General features: G+C 72.7%; 18 protein-coding genes. 11 read left to right on the plus strand and 7 right to left on the minus strand.

The window, feature by feature from the left end:
* Positions 1 to 60 precede the first annotated feature (60 nt).
* The 5 genes from AB0I29_RS22915 to AB0I29_RS22935 all read left to right on the plus strand — a co-directional run bounded on the left by AB0I29_RS22915 (position 61) and on the right by AB0I29_RS22935 (position 6,513).
* Entirely contained in the window at positions 61 to 1,230 is a 1,170-nt protein-coding gene (locus tag AB0I29_RS22915; protein ID WP_357486102.1) for a ubiquitin-like domain-containing protein, read from the plus strand.
* A 216-nt stretch (positions 1,231 to 1,446) separates the two neighbouring features.
* A complete protein-coding gene (locus tag AB0I29_RS22920; RefSeq protein WP_357486104.1) occupies positions 1,447 to 2,793 on the plus strand; it encodes a transglycosylase family protein in 1,347 nt (448 codons plus the stop codon).
* Between the two features lie 524 nt (positions 2,794 to 3,317).
* On the plus strand, positions 3,318 to 4,520 hold the full coding sequence (locus AB0I29_RS22925) for a ubiquitin-like domain-containing protein (protein ID WP_285105690.1): 1,203 nt from the start codon (positions 3,318 to 3,320) through the stop codon (positions 4,518 to 4,520).
* A gap of 128 nt (positions 4,521 to 4,648) precedes the next feature.
* Positions 4,649 to 5,566 carry a 16S rRNA (adenine(1518)-N(6)/adenine(1519)-N(6))-dimethyltransferase RsmA gene (gene rsmA, locus AB0I29_RS22930; protein ID WP_357486106.1) on the plus strand — a complete coding sequence of 306 codons (918 nt, stop codon included), beginning with the start codon at positions 4,649 to 4,651 and terminating at the stop codon, positions 5,564 to 5,566.
* Entirely contained in the window at positions 5,563 to 6,513 is a 951-nt protein-coding gene (locus tag AB0I29_RS22935; RefSeq protein ID WP_285105694.1) for a 4-(cytidine 5'-diphospho)-2-C-methyl-D-erythritol kinase, read from the plus strand. Before rsmA ends, AB0I29_RS22935 begins: the two co-directional genes overlap by 4 nt.
* A gap of 12 nt (positions 6,514 to 6,525) precedes the next feature.
* Here the strand turns inward: AB0I29_RS22935 and AB0I29_RS22940 are convergent, their stop codons facing one another.
* Positions 6,526 to 7,335, minus strand: a complete 810-nt coding sequence (locus AB0I29_RS22940) for an acetylxylan esterase (protein WP_285105696.1) — start codon at positions 7,333 to 7,335, stop codon at positions 6,526 to 6,528.
* An 86-nt stretch (positions 7,336 to 7,421) separates the two neighbouring features.
* Complete coding sequence (locus AB0I29_RS22945; protein ID WP_357486109.1) at positions 7,422 to 8,411, minus strand: acetylxylan esterase; 990 nt, start codon at positions 8,409 to 8,411, stop codon at positions 7,422 to 7,424.
* 103 nt (positions 8,412 to 8,514) lie between these two features.
* Between AB0I29_RS22945 and AB0I29_RS22950 the strand changes: the two genes are divergently transcribed.
* On the plus strand, positions 8,515 to 10,380 hold the full coding sequence (locus tag AB0I29_RS22950; protein WP_357486111.1) for an ABC-F family ATP-binding cassette domain-containing protein: 1,866 nt from the start codon (positions 8,515 to 8,517) through the stop codon (positions 10,378 to 10,380).
* Positions 10,377 to 10,844 (plus strand): Lrp/AsnC family transcriptional regulator, encoded by a 468-nt coding sequence (locus AB0I29_RS22955; RefSeq protein WP_357486113.1) that lies wholly within the window; start codon positions 10,377 to 10,379, stop codon positions 10,842 to 10,844. The genes AB0I29_RS22950 and AB0I29_RS22955 overlap by 4 nt, the downstream gene beginning before the upstream one ends.
* Positions 10,845 to 10,865: 21 nt before the next feature.
* On the opposite strand, the gene AB0I29_RS22960 is transcribed toward AB0I29_RS22955, so the two are convergent.
* Together AB0I29_RS22960 and AB0I29_RS22965 are read right to left on the minus strand one after the other, a co-directional pair.
* A complete protein-coding gene (locus AB0I29_RS22960) occupies positions 10,866 to 11,792 on the minus strand; it encodes an LD-carboxypeptidase (protein ID WP_285105702.1) in 927 nt (308 codons plus the stop codon).
* A 52-nt stretch (positions 11,793 to 11,844) separates the two neighbouring features.
* Positions 11,845 to 12,375 carry a MarR family transcriptional regulator gene (locus tag AB0I29_RS22965; protein ID WP_285105704.1) on the minus strand — a complete coding sequence of 177 codons (531 nt, stop codon included), beginning with the start codon at positions 12,373 to 12,375 and terminating at the stop codon, positions 11,845 to 11,847.
* Positions 12,376 to 12,429: 54 nt separating this feature from the next.
* Between AB0I29_RS22965 and AB0I29_RS22970 the strand changes: the two genes are divergently transcribed.
* From AB0I29_RS22970 to AB0I29_RS22980, 3 genes are all read left to right on the plus strand, one after another.
* Positions 12,430 to 13,149 (plus strand): SDR family oxidoreductase, encoded by a 720-nt coding sequence (locus AB0I29_RS22970; RefSeq protein ID WP_357486116.1) that lies wholly within the window; start codon positions 12,430 to 12,432, stop codon positions 13,147 to 13,149.
* 132 nt (positions 13,150 to 13,281) lie between these two features.
* Positions 13,282 to 13,812: a peptidoglycan-binding domain-containing protein gene (locus tag AB0I29_RS22975; RefSeq protein ID WP_357486118.1), complete on the plus strand. Its 531-nt coding sequence runs from the start codon at positions 13,282 to 13,284 to the stop codon at positions 13,810 to 13,812.
* A gap of 1 nt (position 13,813) precedes the next feature.
* Positions 13,814 to 14,497: a hypothetical protein gene (locus AB0I29_RS22980; RefSeq protein ID WP_357486120.1), complete on the plus strand. Its 684-nt coding sequence runs from the start codon at positions 13,814 to 13,816 to the stop codon at positions 14,495 to 14,497.
* An 84-nt stretch (positions 14,498 to 14,581) separates the two neighbouring features.
* On the opposite strand, the gene lat is transcribed toward AB0I29_RS22980, so the two are convergent.
* Both lat and AB0I29_RS22990 read right to left on the minus strand, forming a co-directional pair.
* Positions 14,582 to 15,889, minus strand: coding sequence for an L-lysine 6-transaminase (gene lat, locus AB0I29_RS22985; protein WP_357486122.1), 1,308 nt, complete (start codon positions 15,887 to 15,889; stop codon positions 14,582 to 14,584).
* Between the two features lie 56 nt (positions 15,890 to 15,945).
* The gene (locus AB0I29_RS22990; RefSeq protein WP_357486124.1) at positions 15,946 to 17,160 is read right to left on the minus strand and encodes an MFS transporter; all 1,215 of its coding nucleotides are present in this window, start codon (positions 17,158 to 17,160) and stop codon (positions 15,946 to 15,948) included.
* Between the two features lie 158 nt (positions 17,161 to 17,318).
* Between AB0I29_RS22990 and AB0I29_RS22995 the strand changes: the two genes are divergently transcribed.
* Entirely contained in the window at positions 17,319 to 17,735 is a 417-nt protein-coding gene (locus AB0I29_RS22995) for a hypothetical protein (protein ID WP_285105716.1), read from the plus strand.
* A 106-nt stretch (positions 17,736 to 17,841) separates the two neighbouring features.
* Here AB0I29_RS22995 and AB0I29_RS23000 read toward each other — a convergent pair whose 3' ends face one another.
* Positions 17,842 to 18,345: a MarR family winged helix-turn-helix transcriptional regulator gene (locus tag AB0I29_RS23000; RefSeq protein ID WP_285105718.1), complete on the minus strand. Its 504-nt coding sequence runs from the start codon at positions 18,343 to 18,345 to the stop codon at positions 17,842 to 17,844.
* Between the last annotated feature and the right edge of the window lie 84 nt (positions 18,346 to 18,429).

The raw sequence follows: 18,429 nt of genomic DNA on the forward strand, positions 1-18,429 counted from the left end.
GATTTCATATCCCCACGCCTTTTGCTGCGAGGTTTGTTCCGTTACGGTCTGGTGCTCGTGGTGAGGTACGCACGGCCGTGGCTCGCGAGCAGACCGGCCCGCTGGCTGGTTCGTGGTGCCGTCGTCGGCGTGCTCGTCGGCGTGGCCGGCATGTACACGGCCAACGCGACGACCCTGACGATCGACTACAACGGCGACGTCCGCACGCTCAGCGTCTACGGCGACACGGTCGCCGAGGCGCTGGCGTCGCAGAACATCGAGCTGCAGCCCGACGACGTGGTGCAGCCCGCCGCCGCGTCCGGCGTCGGCCCCGGCAACACCGTGGTGGTCCGCACCAGCCGGGACGTCACCGTCGAGCTCGACGGCCAGGTGATCACGCTGCGCACCACCGCGGGCACGGTCGGCGAGCTGCTGGCGGCCCTCGGGCCGCGCGGCGACGGCGCCCTCGCCACGGCCTCCCGGACCACGCAGCTCGGCCGCGACCCGGTCCGGTTCTCCACGGTCAAGAAGGTCAACATCGCCGTGGACGGCTCGGTGCTGGAGTTCAGCACCACCCGGTCGACGGTGCGCTCCGTGTTCGACGAGGCCGGGATCGCGCTGGCCGACGGCGACGTCACGTCCGTGCCGCTCGACGCCGCAGCCGTGGACGGGATGATCATCATGGTCAGCCGCGACGCGTCGTCGTCGCGCACGGTGACCGAGGTGGTGCCGTTCGAGACCGAGACGGTCGAGGACGCGAGCCTCCCCGAGGGCTACGAGTCGATCCGCACCGCCGGCGTCGCCGGTGAGGCGAAGGTGACGTACGAGGTCAAGACGGTGGGCGGCGCCGTCGTCGAGCGCACCGTGGTGGACCGCGAGGTCACCCGCGAGCCTGTGAACGAGGTGCTCGTGGTGGGGACCATGGACGTGGCCACCGCGCCCGTGGACCCGGGCTCCGCGCGGGCCCTGGGCCAGGCGATGGCGGCCGAGCGCGGCTGGGGCGCCGACGAGTTCTCGTGCCTCGACCAGCTCTGGCAGAAGGAGAGCGGCTGGCGCTGGAACGCCGACAACCCCAGCAGCGAGGCGTACGGCATCGCCCAGGCGAACCCGGGCTCCAAGATGGCCACGGTGGGCAGCGACTGGCTCACGAACCCGGCCACCCAGATCGAGTGGGGGCTGGGCTACATCTCCGGCCGCTACGGCACGCCGTGCGGTGCCTGGGCGCACTCCGTGGAGATCGGCTGGTACTGAGCACGCCATTTTCACCCTGGAACATTTGGGATATTTAAGGATCTATCCCGACGTTTCCAAGGTGTATTTCGCGGATAGGCTTGCATTTGATAACGGCAGGGTTACGGTCTCTGGGACCGCCGGATCGGCCGGTCGGGCCCGCGCCCCGCGCGGGAGGCGCGTGCGACTCGCGCCGTCCCGGCCCCCGTGCCCGGACCGCGCGAGGACTGGACCCGCGTGTCATCTCCCCACCCAGCTCAGGGCATCCCCAGCGAACAGCCCCCCACCCCTGAGGCCGGCTCCGGCGTCGGCATCACCGAGATCTTCGAACCGCCGTCAACGGTTCACCCCCTCGTCCCGCCGGACTCTCCCCAGCCGGCCCCGCCCCGTAGGCGCCACCGCAGAGCCGCCCTCCTCGCGGGGGCCGCGGCCATCGCGGTCGCCGGCGCCGGTGGCATCACCGCCTACGGTTCGGCCCACAAGACCGTCACGCTCGACGTGGACGGCAAGGTCACGACCGTCGAGACCTTCCAGGGCGACGTCGCCGGCCTGCTGGCCGACGAGGGCGTCGACGTCACCGACCGTGACGCGGTGACGCCCGGCGGCTCCCTCCGGGACGGCAGCATGGTCGTGGTCCGCTACGGCCATGAGATCACCCTCCAGGCCGACGGCGAGCGGCGGACGACGTGGGTCACCGCGCTCGACGCCGACGAGGCGCTCGCCACGCTCTCCGAGCGGGCCGACGACGTCGCGCTGGTCCCGTCCCGCTCCGGCGGCCGGGTGACCCTCCCGTTGCGGCTCGACGCCGACAGCCCGGTGAACCTGGTCGTCGGCGGCAAGACCGAGCGGGTGGCCGACGGCGCGGCGCAGCTCGACGAGCTGCTCGCCGAGCACGACGTCACGGTCGACTCGGACGACCGGGTCACCGTCGAGAGGTCGGACGGCGCGTCCGACCGGTCGGCCGATCCGAGCGTCCCGACGCTGTCCGTCGTCGTCGAGCAGGTCCGGAGCTCGGTCAAGAAGACCGTGACCCGGCTGCCCTACGACAAGGTGCGCACCGCGGACCCGGACCGGTACGAGGATCTCGACCCGTACGTGGCGACCAAGGGCGTCGTGGGCAAGCGCATCACGACGTGGGACGTCACGACGGTGGACGGCGAGGTCGTGAAGCGGGACAAGCGCTCCTCGAAGGTCGAGCGCAAGCCCGTCGACCAGGTGACCGTGTACGGCACCAAGGACCGTCCCGCACCGGAGCCCGAACCGGAGCCGGAGCCCGAGCCGCAGCCCGTCGCGAAGGAACCGGCCCAGAAGGCCGCGCCCGAGCCGAAGGGCGACGTGGTCGCGACCAGCGGCGTGTGGGCCCAGCTCGCGCAGTGCGAGTCGGGCGGCGACCCCACCACCAACACGGGTAACGGCTACTACGGCCTGTACCAGTTCTCGCAGCAGACCTGGGCGGCGATGGGCGGTTCCGGCCTCCCGTCGGAGGCTTCGGCCGCCGAACAGACCATGCGGGCCCAGAAGCTCCAGGCGCAGTCCGGCTGGGGGCAGTGGCCCGGCTGTGCCGCGAAGCTCGGCCTGCTCTGACCCCCTCCCGACGTGTCAGACGTACAGGTCACCCGAGTGATCTGTACGTCTGCCACGGGGAGCGAGTTGGACGGTTGTCCTAGACGAGTGAGCGATAACACAGCCCGATAGCACCGATGAAACTTGGCCGGACGATAACGGATCAGTTACGTTCGGTTGTCCTCGCTGGCGGGAGAGCGCGAAGTGGTGTAGACCACAGCGCCCGAACGGCGGCAGGACAGCACTGAGAACGGAACCTCGTGATCAGTGCGAGACCGCCGGATCGGCCGGTCGAGACCGCGACGGCTCGCAAGAGTCGCCAGGCCCCCAGGCCGAATCGTGGTGGGGACGCTCGCGCGAGCGCGCGCCCCGGCTCGCCGCCCGTGCCCGGGACGTCCGACGACTGGACACGAGTGAACCCCCGTTCCGAGCAGCAGAGTTCTGGCTCCATCCCCAGCATCAACTCAGAGTCCGAGGCCCCGAACCCTCAGACGACCCTCTCGAAGCGTCGCCGTCGCTGGCCCCTGGTCGCCGGCCTCGCAGCCGTGGCGATCGCCGCCTCCGGCTCCGTCGCCTTCGCGGAGGCGCGCAAGACCGTCACGCTCGACGTCGACGGCACCACCAAGACCATCACCACCTACTCCGGTTCCGTGCAGGGCATGCTCGAGTCGCAGGGCGTCCGTCTGGGCGAGCGCGACGTCGTCGCCCCCGGCACCGACGCGAAGCTGTCCGACGGCGACCAGGTGGTCGTCCGCTACGCCCGCCAGGTCACCATGTCCGACGGCGGCGACGAGCGCGACGTCTGGGTCACCGTGACCGACGCCGGCGAGGCCCTGACGACGCTCGCCGAGCGCGGCGGCGACGTCTCCCTGGTGGCGTCCCGCTCCGGCGACCGCGCCTCGCTGCCGCTCCGCCTGAACGACGACGGCCCCGTCGCCGTCGTGGCGGACGGCAAGACCCGCGTGGTCGAGGACCACGCCGACGGCGTCGACAGCGTGCTCAACGGCCTCAAGGTCGAGCTCGACAAGGACGACCTCGTGAACATCGTCCCCGTGGCCACCCTGGCCGAGGACAAGGCGATCGACGCGAAGTCCGCCAAGGCCGCCAAGAAGGCCGGCGCCGACGTCGCCGTCCAGGTGCAGCGCGTCGAGACCAAGAAGGTCACGCAGAGGTTCGACGTGGACCACGAGGTGAAGACCGTCAAGGACAAGGACCGCTACGAGGACGAGGGCGACCACGTCCGCACTGCGGGCCGGGACGGGGTGCGCACGCGCATCGTCCAGCTCCGTACGGTCGACGGCGAGGTCGTGGCCCGCAAGGAGCTCTCGAACAAGGTGACCAAGAAGCCGGTCACCGGCGTGATCGTCGAGGGCACCAAGGAGCGCCCGGTGGAGAAGAAGGCCACCGTCGAGGCGACCAGCACCGAGAGCAGCACCCCGGCGCCGTCCGGCTCCGTCAAGGAGATCGGCCAGCAGATGGCCGCCGCCCGCGGCTGGACCGGCTCGGAGTGGACCTGCCTCGAGCTCCTCTGGGAGCGCGAGTCCGGCTGGAACTACCAGGCGGCCAACCCGTCCTCGGGCGCCTACGGCATCCCGCAGGCGCTCCCGGGCTCCAAGATGGGCTCGGCGGGCTCGGACTGGGCCACCAACCCGGCCACCCAGATCAAGTGGGGCCTCGGCTACATCGCGGACCGCTACGGCACGCCGTGCGGTGCGTGGGGCCACTCGGAGTCGGTGGGCTGGTACTGATCCACTGACGGAGCCTTTCGATTCCACACGGTCGCTCTCGTGCTGCGCGTCCTCTCTGGCGGGACTCGCTCCGCTGCGTCCCACCTCCGAGTACGCTCCGCACGAACGCTCCAGTTAGGCTCACCTGCATGAACGACACCTCAAGCGCCCTGCTCGGTCCCGCGGAGATCCGCGACCTGGCAGGGCGTTTGGGCGTCCGGCCCACCAAGACGCTCGGCCAGAACTTCCTGCACGACGGCGGCACCGTCCGCAAGATCGTGCGCACCGCGGGGCTGCGGCCCGGCGAGCGGGTGGTGGAGGTCGGGCCCGGGCTGGGCTCCCTGACGCTGGGACTGGTGGAGGCCGGCGCCTCCGTGGTCGCGATCGAGATCGACCCGGTCCTGGCCGGGCAGATCGCCGACACGGTGCGCACCCGGGTCCCGGGCGCCGACTTCGAGGTGGTGCTCTCCGACGCGCTGGACGTCACCACGCTGCCCGGCGAGCCGCCGACGGCGCTCGTCGCGAACCTTCCCTACAACGTGGCCGTCCCGGTGCTGCTCACCATGCTGCAGCGGTTCGCCTCGCTCGAACGTGTGCTCGTGATGGTCCAGGCCGAGGTGGCCGACCGGATCGCCGCCGTCCCGGGTTCCAAGATCTACGGCATCCCGTCGGTGAAGGCCGCGTGGTACGCGTCGGCCCGCCGCGCCGGGACCATCGGGCGCAACGTCTTCTGGCCCGCCCCGAACGTCGACTCCGCGCTCGTCTACCTCGAGCGTCGCGACCCGCCCTCGACCACCGCGTCGCGGGAGCAGGTGTTCGCCGTCGTGGACGCCGCGTTCGCGCAGCGCCGCAAGACGCTGCGGGCCGCCCTGTCCGGGGTGTTCGGCTCCGGCGCCGCCGCCGAGGACGCGCTGCGCGCGGCGCGCGTGGATCCGGGCGCCCGGGGTGAGACGCTCGTCGTCGAGCAGTTCGCGCGTATCGCGGAGCAGCTCCCCGACCTGCCGGACACCGCGGGCACCGGGGTGACCCCTGCGTCCGGCACCGCAGAGCAGGAGGGGGACGAGTGATCCCGCGTCTTTCAGCGGCCCCGCCGCCGTCGGTCCGGGTCCGTGCGCCCGGCAAGGTCAACCTCGGGCTGCGCGTGGGGCCCGTCGGCGACGACGGCTACCACCCGCTGGCGACGATCTTCCAGGCCGTGTCCCTGTACGAGGAGGTGACGGCGACCCAGGTGGCACCCGGCGCCGGCATCTCGCTGACGGTCTCGGGTCCGCAGGCCGACGCCGTCCCGACGGACGAGACCAACCTCGCGTGGCGCGCCGCCGCGCTGCTGGCCGAGCGCACGGGCCTGCCCGACGACGTCCAGCTGCACATCACCAAGGGCGTGCCGGTCGCCGGCGGCATGGCGGGCGGCTCGGCCGACGCCGCCGCCGCGCTCGTGGCCTGCGACGCCCTCTGGGAGGCCGGCATACCCCGCCCGGAGCTGGTGGAGCTGGCCGCCGAGCTCGGGGCGGACGTGCCGTTCTCGCTGCTGGGGCACACCGCCGTCGGCACGGGCCGGGGCGACCTGCTCACGCCCGCGATGACCCGCGGCGAGTTCCACTGGTGCTTCGCGACCCAGCGGGAGGGCCTCTCCACGCCCACGGTGTTCCGCCGGTTCGACGAGCTCGCCGGGCCGTCGACGCCGCGCGTGGCCCCCACCGACGACACCGCGATCATGCACGCGCTGCGCGCCGGCGACGCGGTGGCCCTCGGCAAGGCGCTGCACAACGACCTGGAGGGTCCTGCGCTCGACCTGCGGCCCGAGCTCGCGGACGTGCTGGAGGTCGCCACGGAGTCCGGGGCGCTGGGCGTCATCGTGTCGGGGTCCGGTCCCACGGTCGCCGCGCTCGGCCGGTCCAGGCAGCACGCGCTGGCGCTGGGCGCGGCATGGACGGCGGCCGACGTCGTCGACGCGGTCTGGTGCGCGTCCGGGCCCGCTCCCGGGACCCAGGTGGTGACCCCGATGCGCGCCTGAGCGCGCACCGGGTCAGTACGCGACCTGCGGCACGAAGACGTTCGTCAGGTGCGTGTGCCGCGTGATCCAGCGGGTGCGCCGCGTCGCCAGGTTGCTCTCGGCGGTCAGCACGCACTCGACCACCCGCTCGACGGTGCCCGTCATCGCGCTGAGCGCCAGGGCGGCGTTGCGGCCCCACTCCTCCAGCAGCACCTGGGCGCCCGCGCCCTGCGTGAGCTGCAGCGGGGTGCTCGCCCGGCGTGCGAACGCGACCAGGGAGTCCTTGTGCGCCGCCGGGATGTCGCCCTCGACCAGGGCGCACGCGAGGTCGGGCAGCAGGCCGGCCGCGGCGACGGCCGCCGCCGCCACCGGGCCCGTACCGAGCACCGCGATGCGCGACGGGTCCACGCTCTCCAGCGTGCGCAGGGCCTGCACCGCGCGGACCGCGTCGGTGAAGACGCCGCGGTTGTACGGGTCGTCGAGGTCGTCCTGCGGCACCTCGACGACCAGGTGGGCGAACCCGCCGGACGCGAGCCACTCCAGGTCGCGCGCCGCGGCCCTGCCTGCCGGCCGCAGCTCGACCAGGCCGGGCAGCGTCGCGGCGGCCCCGACCGGCATGACGAGCCAGCCCGTCACCGGGCGGCCCTCGAAACCGGCGAACGTCACCGTCTCCGCGTTGAGGTCCCGCGAACGGGCGAACGTCGTGGTCAGGACCGGCGCGACCTCGATGTCCCGGTGCGCGGCGAGGTTCGCCGCCCAGAACGCGTCGAAGTCCGTGGGCTCGTCGGTGGCGGGCGGAGCGGCCGGTGCCACCGTGACGAGCGGCAGGTCGTACTCGGGCACGGGCGGTACCTCCGGGTCTGGGGCGTGCGCTGGGAGCGTACCGCCACTGTCCGACAGTCCCGAAGCCGGTCCACGGCCGACGGCCGTCAGATGATCTTGTTCAGCCATGCGAGCTTCCGCGGGAACCGGTAGTCGCCGCCACCCTCGTGGTTGTTGTACGGGTAGACGTCGATCTCCTTGCCCGCCGCGCCGGCCCCGCCCGGCCCCCAGCCGTTGTACGCCGCGTACACGGTGGACGGCGGGCACGTGGCGTCCATGAGCGCCACCGAGAACAGTGCCGCCGCGCGGGCGCGCCGGGCGAACGACACCCCGTCCAGGTAGGAGAAGGTCCGCCAGACCTGCTCCTCCACCGCCGGGTCGCGGTGCACGGAGAGGTAGCGGGTGATCTCGTTGTACGGCAGGTTGTCCGTGATCGACACCGCGCGGCGGTAGTGGCTCAGGAACGGCACGTCGGGCATGGCGGCCACGACGTCGGGCACGAGGCCCGCGACCGCGATGGTGATGCCGCCGCCCTGGCTGCCGCCGCTCAGCGCCACCCGCACCGGGTCCAGGCCCGGGATCGCGCGCACCGCGTCGACGGCGCGGGCGCCGTCGGTGAAGACGCGGCGGTAGTAGTGGTCGTGCGGGTCCAGCACGCCGCGGGTCATGAACCCGGGGGACGCGGGGCCCGACCCCACCGGGTCCGGCGTGTCCCCGCCCGCACCCCAGCCCGAACCCTGGCCGCGCGTGTCCATCATGAGGTGCGCGTAACCCGCGGCGGCCCACTGGATCCGCTCGTGCGGCAGGCCCCTCCCGCCGCCGTAGCCCTGGTACTCGACCACGACGGGCAGGTCGCCCGGCGCGTGTGCCGGACGCGTCAGCCAGGCCTTGACCGGATGCCCGCCGAACCCGGCGAACGTGACGTCGTCGACCAGGATCTCGGTGAGCCCCACGTCGATGCGCTCCACCTGCGGCGCCTCGTCGAACGTGCGGGCCTCGGCCAGGGTCGTCGACCAGAACTCGTCGAAGTCGCCGGGCTCGTCGACCTCCGGGCTGTACTTCTCGAGTTCGGGCAGCGGCATGTCGAACTGGGCCACGTTGATGCTCCTCGGCGTCGTGTTCTGCTGTGCCGGCGGCGAAGTCGTTCCTGTGCGGTCGCCGTCGACCGGGGTGAGCGTAGCGCGCGACTACCCTTGGTAGGTGGCACATCTTCTCGGCGCAGACGGCATCGCGCTGACCATCGGCACCCGGACCCTTCTGGCGGACGTCTCGCTGGGGCTCGACGACGGCGACCGCGTCGGCATCGTGGGCCCCAACGGCGCGGGCAAGTCCACCCTGCTGCGCATCTTCGCGGGCACCGCGCTGCCCGACGGTGGCCGCGTCACCCGGGTGGGCGGCTCCACCCTGGGCATGCTGGACCAGCGCGACGAGCTGCCCGACGACGCCACCGTGCTGGACCTCGTGCACGGCGACGCGGAGACCCACGTCTGGGCCTCCGACGCCCGCGTCCGGGAGGTGCACGACGGCCTGATCGCCGACCTCGCCTGGGACGCCCCCGTCGCCAAGCTCTCGGGCGGCCAGCGCCGCCGCGTGGCGCTCGCGGCCCTGCTCGTCCAGGCCCCGGACGTGCTGCTGCTCGACGAGCCCACCAACCACCTCGACGTCGAGGGCGTGGCCTGGCTCGCCGCCCACCTGCGCGAGCGGTACGGCCGCCCGGGCACGACGGGCGCGCTCGTGGTCGTGACGCACGACCGCTGGTTCCTCGACGAGGTCTGCTCCCGGATGTGGGAGGTGCGCGGCGACGGGACCGGCGCCGTCGACGGGTACGAGGGCGGGTACGCGGCCTACATCCTGGCCCGGGCCGAGCGGGCGCGGCAGGCCGCGACGGCCGCCGAGAAGCGGGACAACCTGCTGCGCAAGGAGCTCGCGTGGCTGCGCCGCGGGGCCCCGGCCCGCACGTCCAAGCCCAAGTTCCGGCTCGACGCCGCGTCCGCCCTGATCGACGACGAGCCGCCGCCGCGCGACTCGATGGAGCTGACGCGCATGGCGACGCGGCGGCTGGGCAAGGACGTGCTGGACCTCGAGTCCGTGTCGGTCGCCGTGCCGGGCAAGGTCCTGTTCGACGACGTGACCTGGCGCCTCGGCCCCGGCGACCGGTACGGCGTCGTGGGGGTCAACGGCGCCGGCAAGACGACGCTCCTCGCGCTCCTTGCCGGTCGCCGCGAGCCCGACTCGGGACGCGTCAAGCGCGGCAAGACCATCCATGTGCGGGAGCTCTCGCAGGACGTCACCGAGCTCGACGAGGTCGGGAGCCTCAAGGCCGTCGAGGTGATCGAGCAGGAGAAGGGCCGGGTCGTCGTCGACGGCAAGGAGCTCACCGCCGCGCAGCTCACCGAGAAGCTCGGCTTCACGCGCGAGCGCGCCTACACGCCGGTGCGGGACCTGTCCGGCGGCGAGCGGCGGCGGCTCCAGCTGCTGCGGCTGCTGGTGTCCGAGCCCAACGTGCTGCTGCTCGACGAGCCCACCAACGACCTCGACACCGACACCCTCGCCGCCGTCGAGGACCTGCTGGACGGCTGGCCCGGCACGCTCATCGTCGTCTCGCACGACCGGTACCTGCTGGAGCGGGTCGCCGATCGGCAGGTCGCGCTGCTCGGCGACGGGACCATCCGGGACCTGCCCGGGGGAGTCGAGGAGTACCTCCGGCTGCGGGCCGCGGCCAAGGCCGCGGGCGCCTCGGCCTCGGGCACGCCCGGCGGATCCGGCGCGGCCGGCGGGACCGGGGCCGCGGGGACGACGTCGGGCCCGGGTCCGGCGACGGCCGGCAACGGCTCCGGCGACGAGCTGTCCCAGCGCGACATCCGCGCCGCCAAGAAGGAGGTCTCCCGGATCGAGCGGCAACTTGCGAAGATTGCCCAGAAAGAGGCCAAGCTGCACGAGAACATCGCGCAGCAGGCAACGGACTATCAGGCCGTCGCGCGGCTGGACGCGGAGCTCCGCGACCTGGCGAGCGAACGGGACGAGCTCGAGGCGGCCTGGTTGGAAGCTGCGGAGGTGGCGGGATGACCGACAACGATCTGACACCGCTCGACGGGGTGGACCGGGCACTCGTCGACGCACTGCGCAAGGACGGGCGCACCACGCTGGCGGTGCTGTCCGAGATCTCGGGGCTCTCCCTGTCCGCCGTGCAGGTGCGGGTGCGCAAGCTGGAGGCGCGCAGCGTCATCACGGGCTACCGGGCGGTCGTGAACCCGGAGGCGGTGGGGCTGCCGCTCTCCGCGTTCATCGAGATCACGCCCCTGGACCAGGCCCAGGAGGACGACGCGCCCGAGCGGCTGCGCGGCATGGCCGGCATCGAGTCCTGCTACTCGGTGGCGGGCAACGCGAACTACCTGCTCACCGCGCGGGTGGCGTCGCCGCGGGCACTGGAGGAGCTGCTTGGCAAGATCCGGCGCACGGCGAAGGTCTCGACGCGCACGACGGTGGTGCTGCAGACGTACTTCGAGGGGCAGGCGGCCGAGCTCGACTGAGCCGGCTCAGCCCGGCCCGGCTCAGCGCAGCGCCAGGGCCGGGTGGTCCAGCGTGAGCGTGCCGGCGTCGGCGTCCAGCTCCGCGGTGACGCCGAACGGCACGGTGAGCGGGTCGGGGCCGTGGCCGAACCCGAGCTCGCCCAGGATCGGGATGCCGAGCTGGCCCAGCAGGTCCAGGACCACCGGCTCGACCGGCTCGCAGTCCTGCCACGACCCGAGCACGATGCCCACCGCGCCGTCGAACCAGCCCGAGCGCAGCAGGTGCGTGAGGAACGAGTCGATCCGGTAGGCCTTCTCCTCGATGTCCTCCAGCAGCACGATGCCGCCCGCCGCCGAGGGCGTCGTGGGGCCGGTCCCGACGGACGTCGTCAGGAGCGAGAGGCAGCCGCCGGTCGTGATGCCACGGGCCGTGCCGCCGACGAGGGTGTGCGCCTCCGGGCCCGTGAGCACCTGGGTGGCCTCCGGCTCGAAGAGCGTGCGCCGCAGGTGCTCCCGGGCCAGGTCGGACTTGAGGAACGACATGGTCCCGGACATCGGCCCGTGCAACGACACCAGCCCGAGCCGCGCGGCGACCGCCTGGTGCAGCACCGTGCAGTCGCTGTACCCGACGAGCACCTTGGGGTCGGTGGCGGCGAGCGCGTCCCAGTCCACGAGCTCGACCATCCGCGCGGCGCCGTAGCCGCCCCGCGCCGCGACGATCGCCCGGACGTCCGGGTCGAGCCAGGCCTCCTGGAAGTCCGCGGCGCGCGCCTCGTCGTGACCCGCCAGGTAGGCGTGGTCCGGGTGCGTGTCCAGCACGTGGGGCATCACCTGCACGTCGAGGCCCCAGTCCCGCAGGTGGGCGACGCCGTCGCCGAGCCGGTCCGCCGGCACGGGACCGGACGGGGCGACGACGGCGACGGTGTCACCCGGGCGCAGTCGCGGCGGGCTGGTCAGGGGCCGCAGCATGCCGCCGACGTTACCTCCCGGTTCGTCGTGCGCCCGCTGGTGATGCTTTCTTTCACCCATCTGAAATCTGGCCCCGCAATGCGGTCGTGAGCCGGGTGAGAAGTCCCGACAGCAGCAGACGGTCCTCGGCCGGCAGCCCGGCCAGCAGCGCCTCCTCGTGGGTGAGCAGCTCCCGCACGGCGCGTTCGACGAGCGCGTGCCCGGCGTCGGTCAGGGTCACGGCCACGGCCCGCCGTCCGGCGTCGGACGACGAGCGCACGACCAGGCCCTCGCGCTCCGCTCGCGCGACCCGCTGCGAGATCGCGCCGGCGGTGACGAGCGTGTGCGCCGCGAGCTCGCGGGTGGTCAGCGACCAGGGCGTCCCGGACCGGCGCAGGGTGCTGAGCAGGTCGAGCGTCGCGGGGTCGATGCCGATCCGGCGCAGCGTCCGACGCCGCTCGTCCGCCAGGGTCTTGGCGGCGCGCCACAGCGGCGTGATCACACCGATCGAGGCCACCGGGACGCCCGGCAGCTCGCGTTCCCATGCCGCGGCGATGACCTCGGGCGGAACGGCCGCCGCGGTGTCGAAGGGGTACTCGGTCACCCTGACCTCCTGTACGTTTAGATCTAAACGTACCCGTCTCCAGGAGGTGGCCGCATGTCCGGACTCGTACTCGTCACCGGTGGTTCGGGCGGTATCGGGAGCGCGGTGGCGCGCCGGTTCGTCGAGGAGGGGCACCCGGTCGTGATCACCGGTCGCGATGCCGAACGGCTCGACTGCGCGGTGGACGTGACCGGCGCGCGCGGGGTGCGCTGCGACGTCGGCCGCCCGGACGACGTGGAGGCGCTCGTGGCGCGGCTCGGCGCGCCCGTCGAGGTGCTGGTGGCCATGGCAGGCGGCAACACGGACTTCGACGGGCCCGAGCCGGCGGGCCTCGCGCAGGTGGCCGACGGCTGGCGGGCTAACCTCGACGCGAACCTGATCAGCACCGTGCTGGTCGTGACCGCCGTCCTCGACCACATGCCGGCCGGCGGCACGGTCGTCACCGTCGGCTCGATCGGCGCCGAGTACGCGGGCACGTCCTACGGCGTGGCCAAGGCGGCAGTCCAGGCGTGGACGGCCGGTCTGTCCGCCACGGTCGGGCCGCGCGGGATCACCGCGAACTGCGTGGCGCCGGGCTACATCGAGGACACGGGCTACTTCAAGGGCCGGCTCACGCAGGAGCGCCTGGGCCGGCTGGTCGCGGCGACGCACGACAAGCGCGCCGGCACGCCGGACGACGTCGCCGGGCTGGTCTCGTTCCTGGCCTCGCCGGCCGCGCGGCACATCACCGGGCAGACGCTGCACGTGAACGGCGGCGCGCACACGACCCGGTAGCCCATCGAAACGCATGAGATCCGGTTTCTGCTGGTGCGTCGCTTCCGTCTTGTAAGTGCCAATTGTTACGCTCGCGGGTAGCCAGCACCCGCGCCCGGCTCCGTCGTCGGGCACACGAAGGAGCGCGAGGAAATGCCCACCACCCGAACCTGGCTGCAGGCGGGCGGGGGCACCGTGGTCCTCGCCCTGATCGTCGCCGCCGTGGTGCAGGCGGCCAACTCGAGCGCGACATGGGTCTCCAACGACCCGGTCGGCGAGTGCGGCAAGACGTCCGGCGGCCAGGTGGTCGCGGCGCAGAACGTGCTGTCGGCCGCGACCGGGCTGGAGACCGTGGACGGCACCTGGGACAGCCAGTCGGAGGCCGCCACGAGGGCGTTCCAGGCGTACAACGGGCTGCCCGTCGACGGCTGCGTCGACACCAGCACGTGGGTGACCATGCGCGCGCTGGCCATCTCGCTGTGCGACCCGGACTACAGCTGCCAGGGCCCGGACCACCGCATCCGGTACGCCGCGCCCGGCGGGGCGCGGGACGCCTACCTCGCGGAGAACGACTGCGACTGGGGCTCCTACGTGCTGCCCGGGGTGGCGCGGAGCCCGGTCGCCTCGAACAAGGTCATCGCGCTCTCGCGGGACGCGGTCACCGAGATCGAGTGCGGGGGCTGACATGGTCACCACCATCGACGAGCCGAAGATCCGTCCCGAGTGGCTGCTCGGCGGAGCCGTGACGCTGCTGGGCGCCATCATCATCGTGGTGGTCACGATGGTGCTCGGCGCGGGGGAGGACGAGCCCGTCGTCGCCCCGGCCGACGCTACCGAGCTCACGGCGAACACCTGCGCCGCCGACCTGCGCCAGCCCCACTGGGTGCCCGACGACGTGCTGAAGGCGGTGGCGGAGTGCCCCGCCGAGATCTCGGCGGGGATGGGCCGCACGACGGCGGAGGACCACCTCGGCACCTGGATCACCTACACCCTCGACGGCGCCGAGAACGCGGAGACGTTCCGCGGCGGGCCGGGCGCCGGGTGGCCCGAGGAGGAGGTCCGCGGCGGGGCGTTCCACCCGGCGTCGGCCATCGTCTACGTGGCGTACCCGGGGTCGGAGGAGCTGTCCGGCAAGCTGTCCGGCGACACGGTGACGGTCGAGTGGCAGGACCTGACGGAGTCGGGCCTGGAGGCGCGCGTGACCCGCGTGGACAACAACGGGTTCGGCCCGGTCCGGGTCGAGTGGACCGACGACATGGGTTCCTACCTGCTGCTCGCCACGATCGGCCGCACACCGACGGCCAACGCGGGGCCCTCGGTCGCCGAGCTGATCCGGATCGCGGACAGCGTCGCGGCCGAGGACGAGTGACCGGCCCGGCGCCCGGGTCTTCTGGGAACCCGAGCGCCCGACCGGCCGGTCGGTGGGGCCGCCCGTCAGAGGGCGGCCGGTCCGTCAGAGGGCGGCCGTGAGCGACTCGTCGAGGGCCTGGACGCCGGCCTCGAGCGCCTCCGTGGTCACCGTCAGGGCGGGGCGGAACCGTACCGACCGCTCGCCGCAGCCCAGCAGCAGCACGCTCCGCGCGGTGAGCGCGGCCAGCACCCGGTCACGGACCTCGCGCGAGGGCAGGGTCAGCGCGCACATCAGGCCGCGGCCGCGCACGTCGGTCACGCCGGCGTGCCGCGCGGCGAGCTCGGTGAGGGCGTCCTGGAGCTGCTTGCCCATGGTCCGGGCACGGTCGACCAGGCCCTCCTCCTCGTAGGTCTCCAGGATCCGGCGGGAGCGCACCATGTCGGTCAGGTTGCCGCCCCAGGTGGAGTTGATCCGCGAGGAGACGGCGAACACGTTGTCCGGCACCTCGTCCACGCGGCCGCCCGCCATGATGCCGCAGACCTGCGTCTTCTTGCCGAACGCGACGATGTCGGGCGTGACGCCGAGCTGCTGGTACGCCCACGTGGTGCCGGTGATCCCGGCGCCGGTCTGGACCTCGTCCATGACGAACAGCGCGTCGAACTCCTCGCACAGCGCCTGCATGCCCTGGAGGAACGAGGGGCGGAAGTGGTGGTCGCCGCCCTCGCCCTGGATGGGCTCCATGATGAAGGCCGCGATGTCGTGCGGGTTGGCCTCGAACGCCGCGCGGGCGGCCCCGAGCGCGGCGGCCTCAGCGGCGTCCATGTCCTTGCCCTCGGCGAGGTACGGGGACGGGATGCGCGGCCAGTCGAACTTGGGGAAGCGGGCGACCTTGCCCGGCTCCGTGTTGGTGAGCGACATCGTGTAGCCCGAGCGGCCGTGGAACGCGTGCTCCAGGTGCATCACCTGGGTGCCGAGCTCCGGGGACCGGCCGTTCGCCTCGTTGTGGCGGGACTTCCAGTCGAACGCGACCTTGAGCGCGTTCTCGACGGCCAGCGCCCCGCCGTCGATGAAGAACAGGTGCGGCAGGGCGGGGTCGCCCAGCACCCGCGCGAACGTGTCGGCGAACCGCGCCATCTCGACCGTGTAGATGTCGGAGTTGGACGGCTTGTTGATCGCTGCGGTGGCGAGCTCCTCGCGGAAGGCCGGGTCGTCGGCCAGGGCGGGATGGTTCATGCCGAGGGGTGAGGAGGCGAAGAACGTGAACAGGTCGAGCCACTCGTGACCGTCCCGCGCGTCGACGAGCGTGGAGCCGTGCGACCGGGTGAGGTCGAGGACGAGGTCGAACCCGTCGACGAGAAGGTGCTCGCGAAGGGTGGGGAGCACTGCGGTGGGCTCAAGGTGTGTCGTCATGCTGGAAAGATTGGCAATGATCCTGCCAAGTTTCAATGAGTATGGAAAAGTTCCTGTTACGGACGTGTGGGCCCCCGACGCCGGGTCGCGGCCAGCTCGGCCGTCCCGAGCGCCAGCGTGGACCCCAGCATCACCACGAGCGCCGCGGTCCAGCCGCCCGACGCCACGTGCACCGCGCCGATCACAGCGGGCGCGGTCGCCGCCACGGCGTAGCCGAAGGCCTGCACGGCCGCGACCGTCCGCCGGGTCTGGGCGACGGTGCGGCACCGCTGCGCGACCACCGTGAAGATCACCACGAAGTTCCCGCCCTGGGCGACCCCCGCGAGGCTCACCCACAGCAGCCACCACTGCGGCGCGAGCAGCAGACCCGCGGGCAGCGAGACCCACAGCAGGGCCATCACCACCGCGGCGCCGCGCATCGGCACCCGGGCGGCCAGGGCGAGCGGCACCAGCACGCTCCCCGCGATGGCGAGGCCCTGGAACGGCGCGGCCGCGTTGCCCGCGGTGGTCACCGACACGCCCAACAGGTCGCGCAGCAGCTCCGGCAGCCAGGCGGTCACCGCGAAGTAGGAGAAGGACTGGCCTGCGAACGCCACGGTCAGCACCCAGGTGATCGGACGGCGCAGCACGCCGGCCCAGGTCTCCTCGGGCCGCTCCGCCGGCGGCGGCGCGTGCGCCGGGGCGGGCCGGTCGACCAGGTGCCGGGTGGTGATCTTCCACACCACGAGCGCGACAACGGCCACGATCGCCCACGACGCGATGGCACCCCGCCAGCCCAGCAGGGCCGCGAGGGGCGCCGTGAGCGACGTCGCGAAGACCGACCCGAGGTTCATCGTCGACGAGTACAGGCCCGTGGCGAGCGCCGTCCGCGCCGGGAAGTCCCGCGCGATGATCACGGGGACCACCACGTTGCCCACGGTGATGGCCGAGCCCAGCACGACGGTCCCCGCGAAGGCCGCCACCACACCCACGGTGCCCGTCCCGGCCGACCGGATCAGCGTGCCCACGATCACCCCGACCAGGGCGACCGTGACCGCCGCGTACGGCCCGACCCGGGCGATCAGGGTCGACGCCGCGGGAGCCACCACGCTGAAGCAGAGCGCCGGGATCCCCACGAGGAGGCCCGCCAGGGTCTGGTCGAGGCCGAGCCCGGCGGCGACGTCGGACATGACGGGCGGGAGCGACGTGATGGGGGTGCGGAGGTTCAGGGCGAAGACGAGTACCGCGACGAGCAGCGCGGAGCCGCCGGCCGCAGTGCGGATGTTGCTCATGATGCGTTCATTGTGCGCGACGGGGGCAGTTGGTTGCGTCGGGCGTCCATCGCATCACCACACGATGTGCTGCTCGTTACCCCGGTTTCCCCAGGAGGGAATGCGGCTTTCCCGCTAGATTGGGCGACCGGTCACGACAGGAACAACTGAGGTGTGGAATGAACCAGCGGCAGGTCTTCCCCGCGGTGGGAGCACTCGTCGGCGTACTCATGATGTCGGGATGCGGGTTCGATCTCGGCAAGGTCGACTACACGGAGCCCGAGTTCGTCGGCTCCTGGGTGGGTGACGGCGCGGGGACCGTCGTGGCGCTCGGCGAGGACCGGACGTTCACGGCCGTCGGCGTCCCGGACGAACTGCTCGACGGCGCGGGCGGCGACGTGCCCGCCGAGATCGAGGGCACCTGGAAGTACAACTCGAAGAGCTCCGCGGACCACGTCGAGCTGACGGTCACCGACGCCGACGGCATGCCGGCGAAGCTCGGCGAGCTGCCCCTGTACGTGGCCGACGCCGACGACCTCTTCTTCCTGCCGGACCAGGTGGGCCGCGAGAAGATCATGGTGAGCCGGGACCGCTGAGGCTCTGCGTCCAGCCCACACTCTGTCTGTCGGACGACTGAGCCTGCGGTTCCGCTCCGGGCGGGTGCCTCGTTCCTCGGCTCCCACCCTGCGCTGCACCTCCGGCTCAGTCGTCGAACTGCGCGGTGACCGTGCGCAGCAGCGCAGCCAGCTGCGGGCGCTCCGCGGGGGACAGGGCGGTCAGCACCTTGGCCTCGATGTCGAGCAGGTCGCTCATCGCGGCGTCGACCCGCGCCAGCCCCTCGTCGGTGAGCTCGACCAGCACACCGCGGCGGTCGTCCGGGGAGCGGTGCCGCTTGACGAACCCGCGCGACTCCAGCCGGTCGATCCGGTTGGTCATGGTGCCGCTCGTGACCAGCGTCTGGGTGACGAGCGTGCCCGGCGACAGGCGATAGGGCTCGCCGGCGCGGCGCAGCGCCGAGAGCACGTCGAACTCCCAGGTCTCCAGGCTGTGCCGCGCGAACGCCGTGCGACGGGCGAGGTCGAGGTGCCGGGCCAGCCGGGACACCCGGCTGAACACCGTGAGGGGTTCGAGCTCGAGGTCCGGGCGCACGTGGTGCCACGCGGCGACGATGCGGTCGACCTCGTCGGCGGGACCTGTGTGCTCCATGGCGAGAGGCTACCGGATGTCTCGATATCAAGAATCTCGACACGACGCGCGGCGGGCGGGCCGTGGTGGGCGACGGCACGGCGA

The organism is Promicromonospora sp. NPDC050262 (assembly GCF_040655935.1).
Lineage (GTDB): Bacteria > Actinomycetota > Actinomycetes > Actinomycetales > Cellulomonadaceae > Promicromonospora.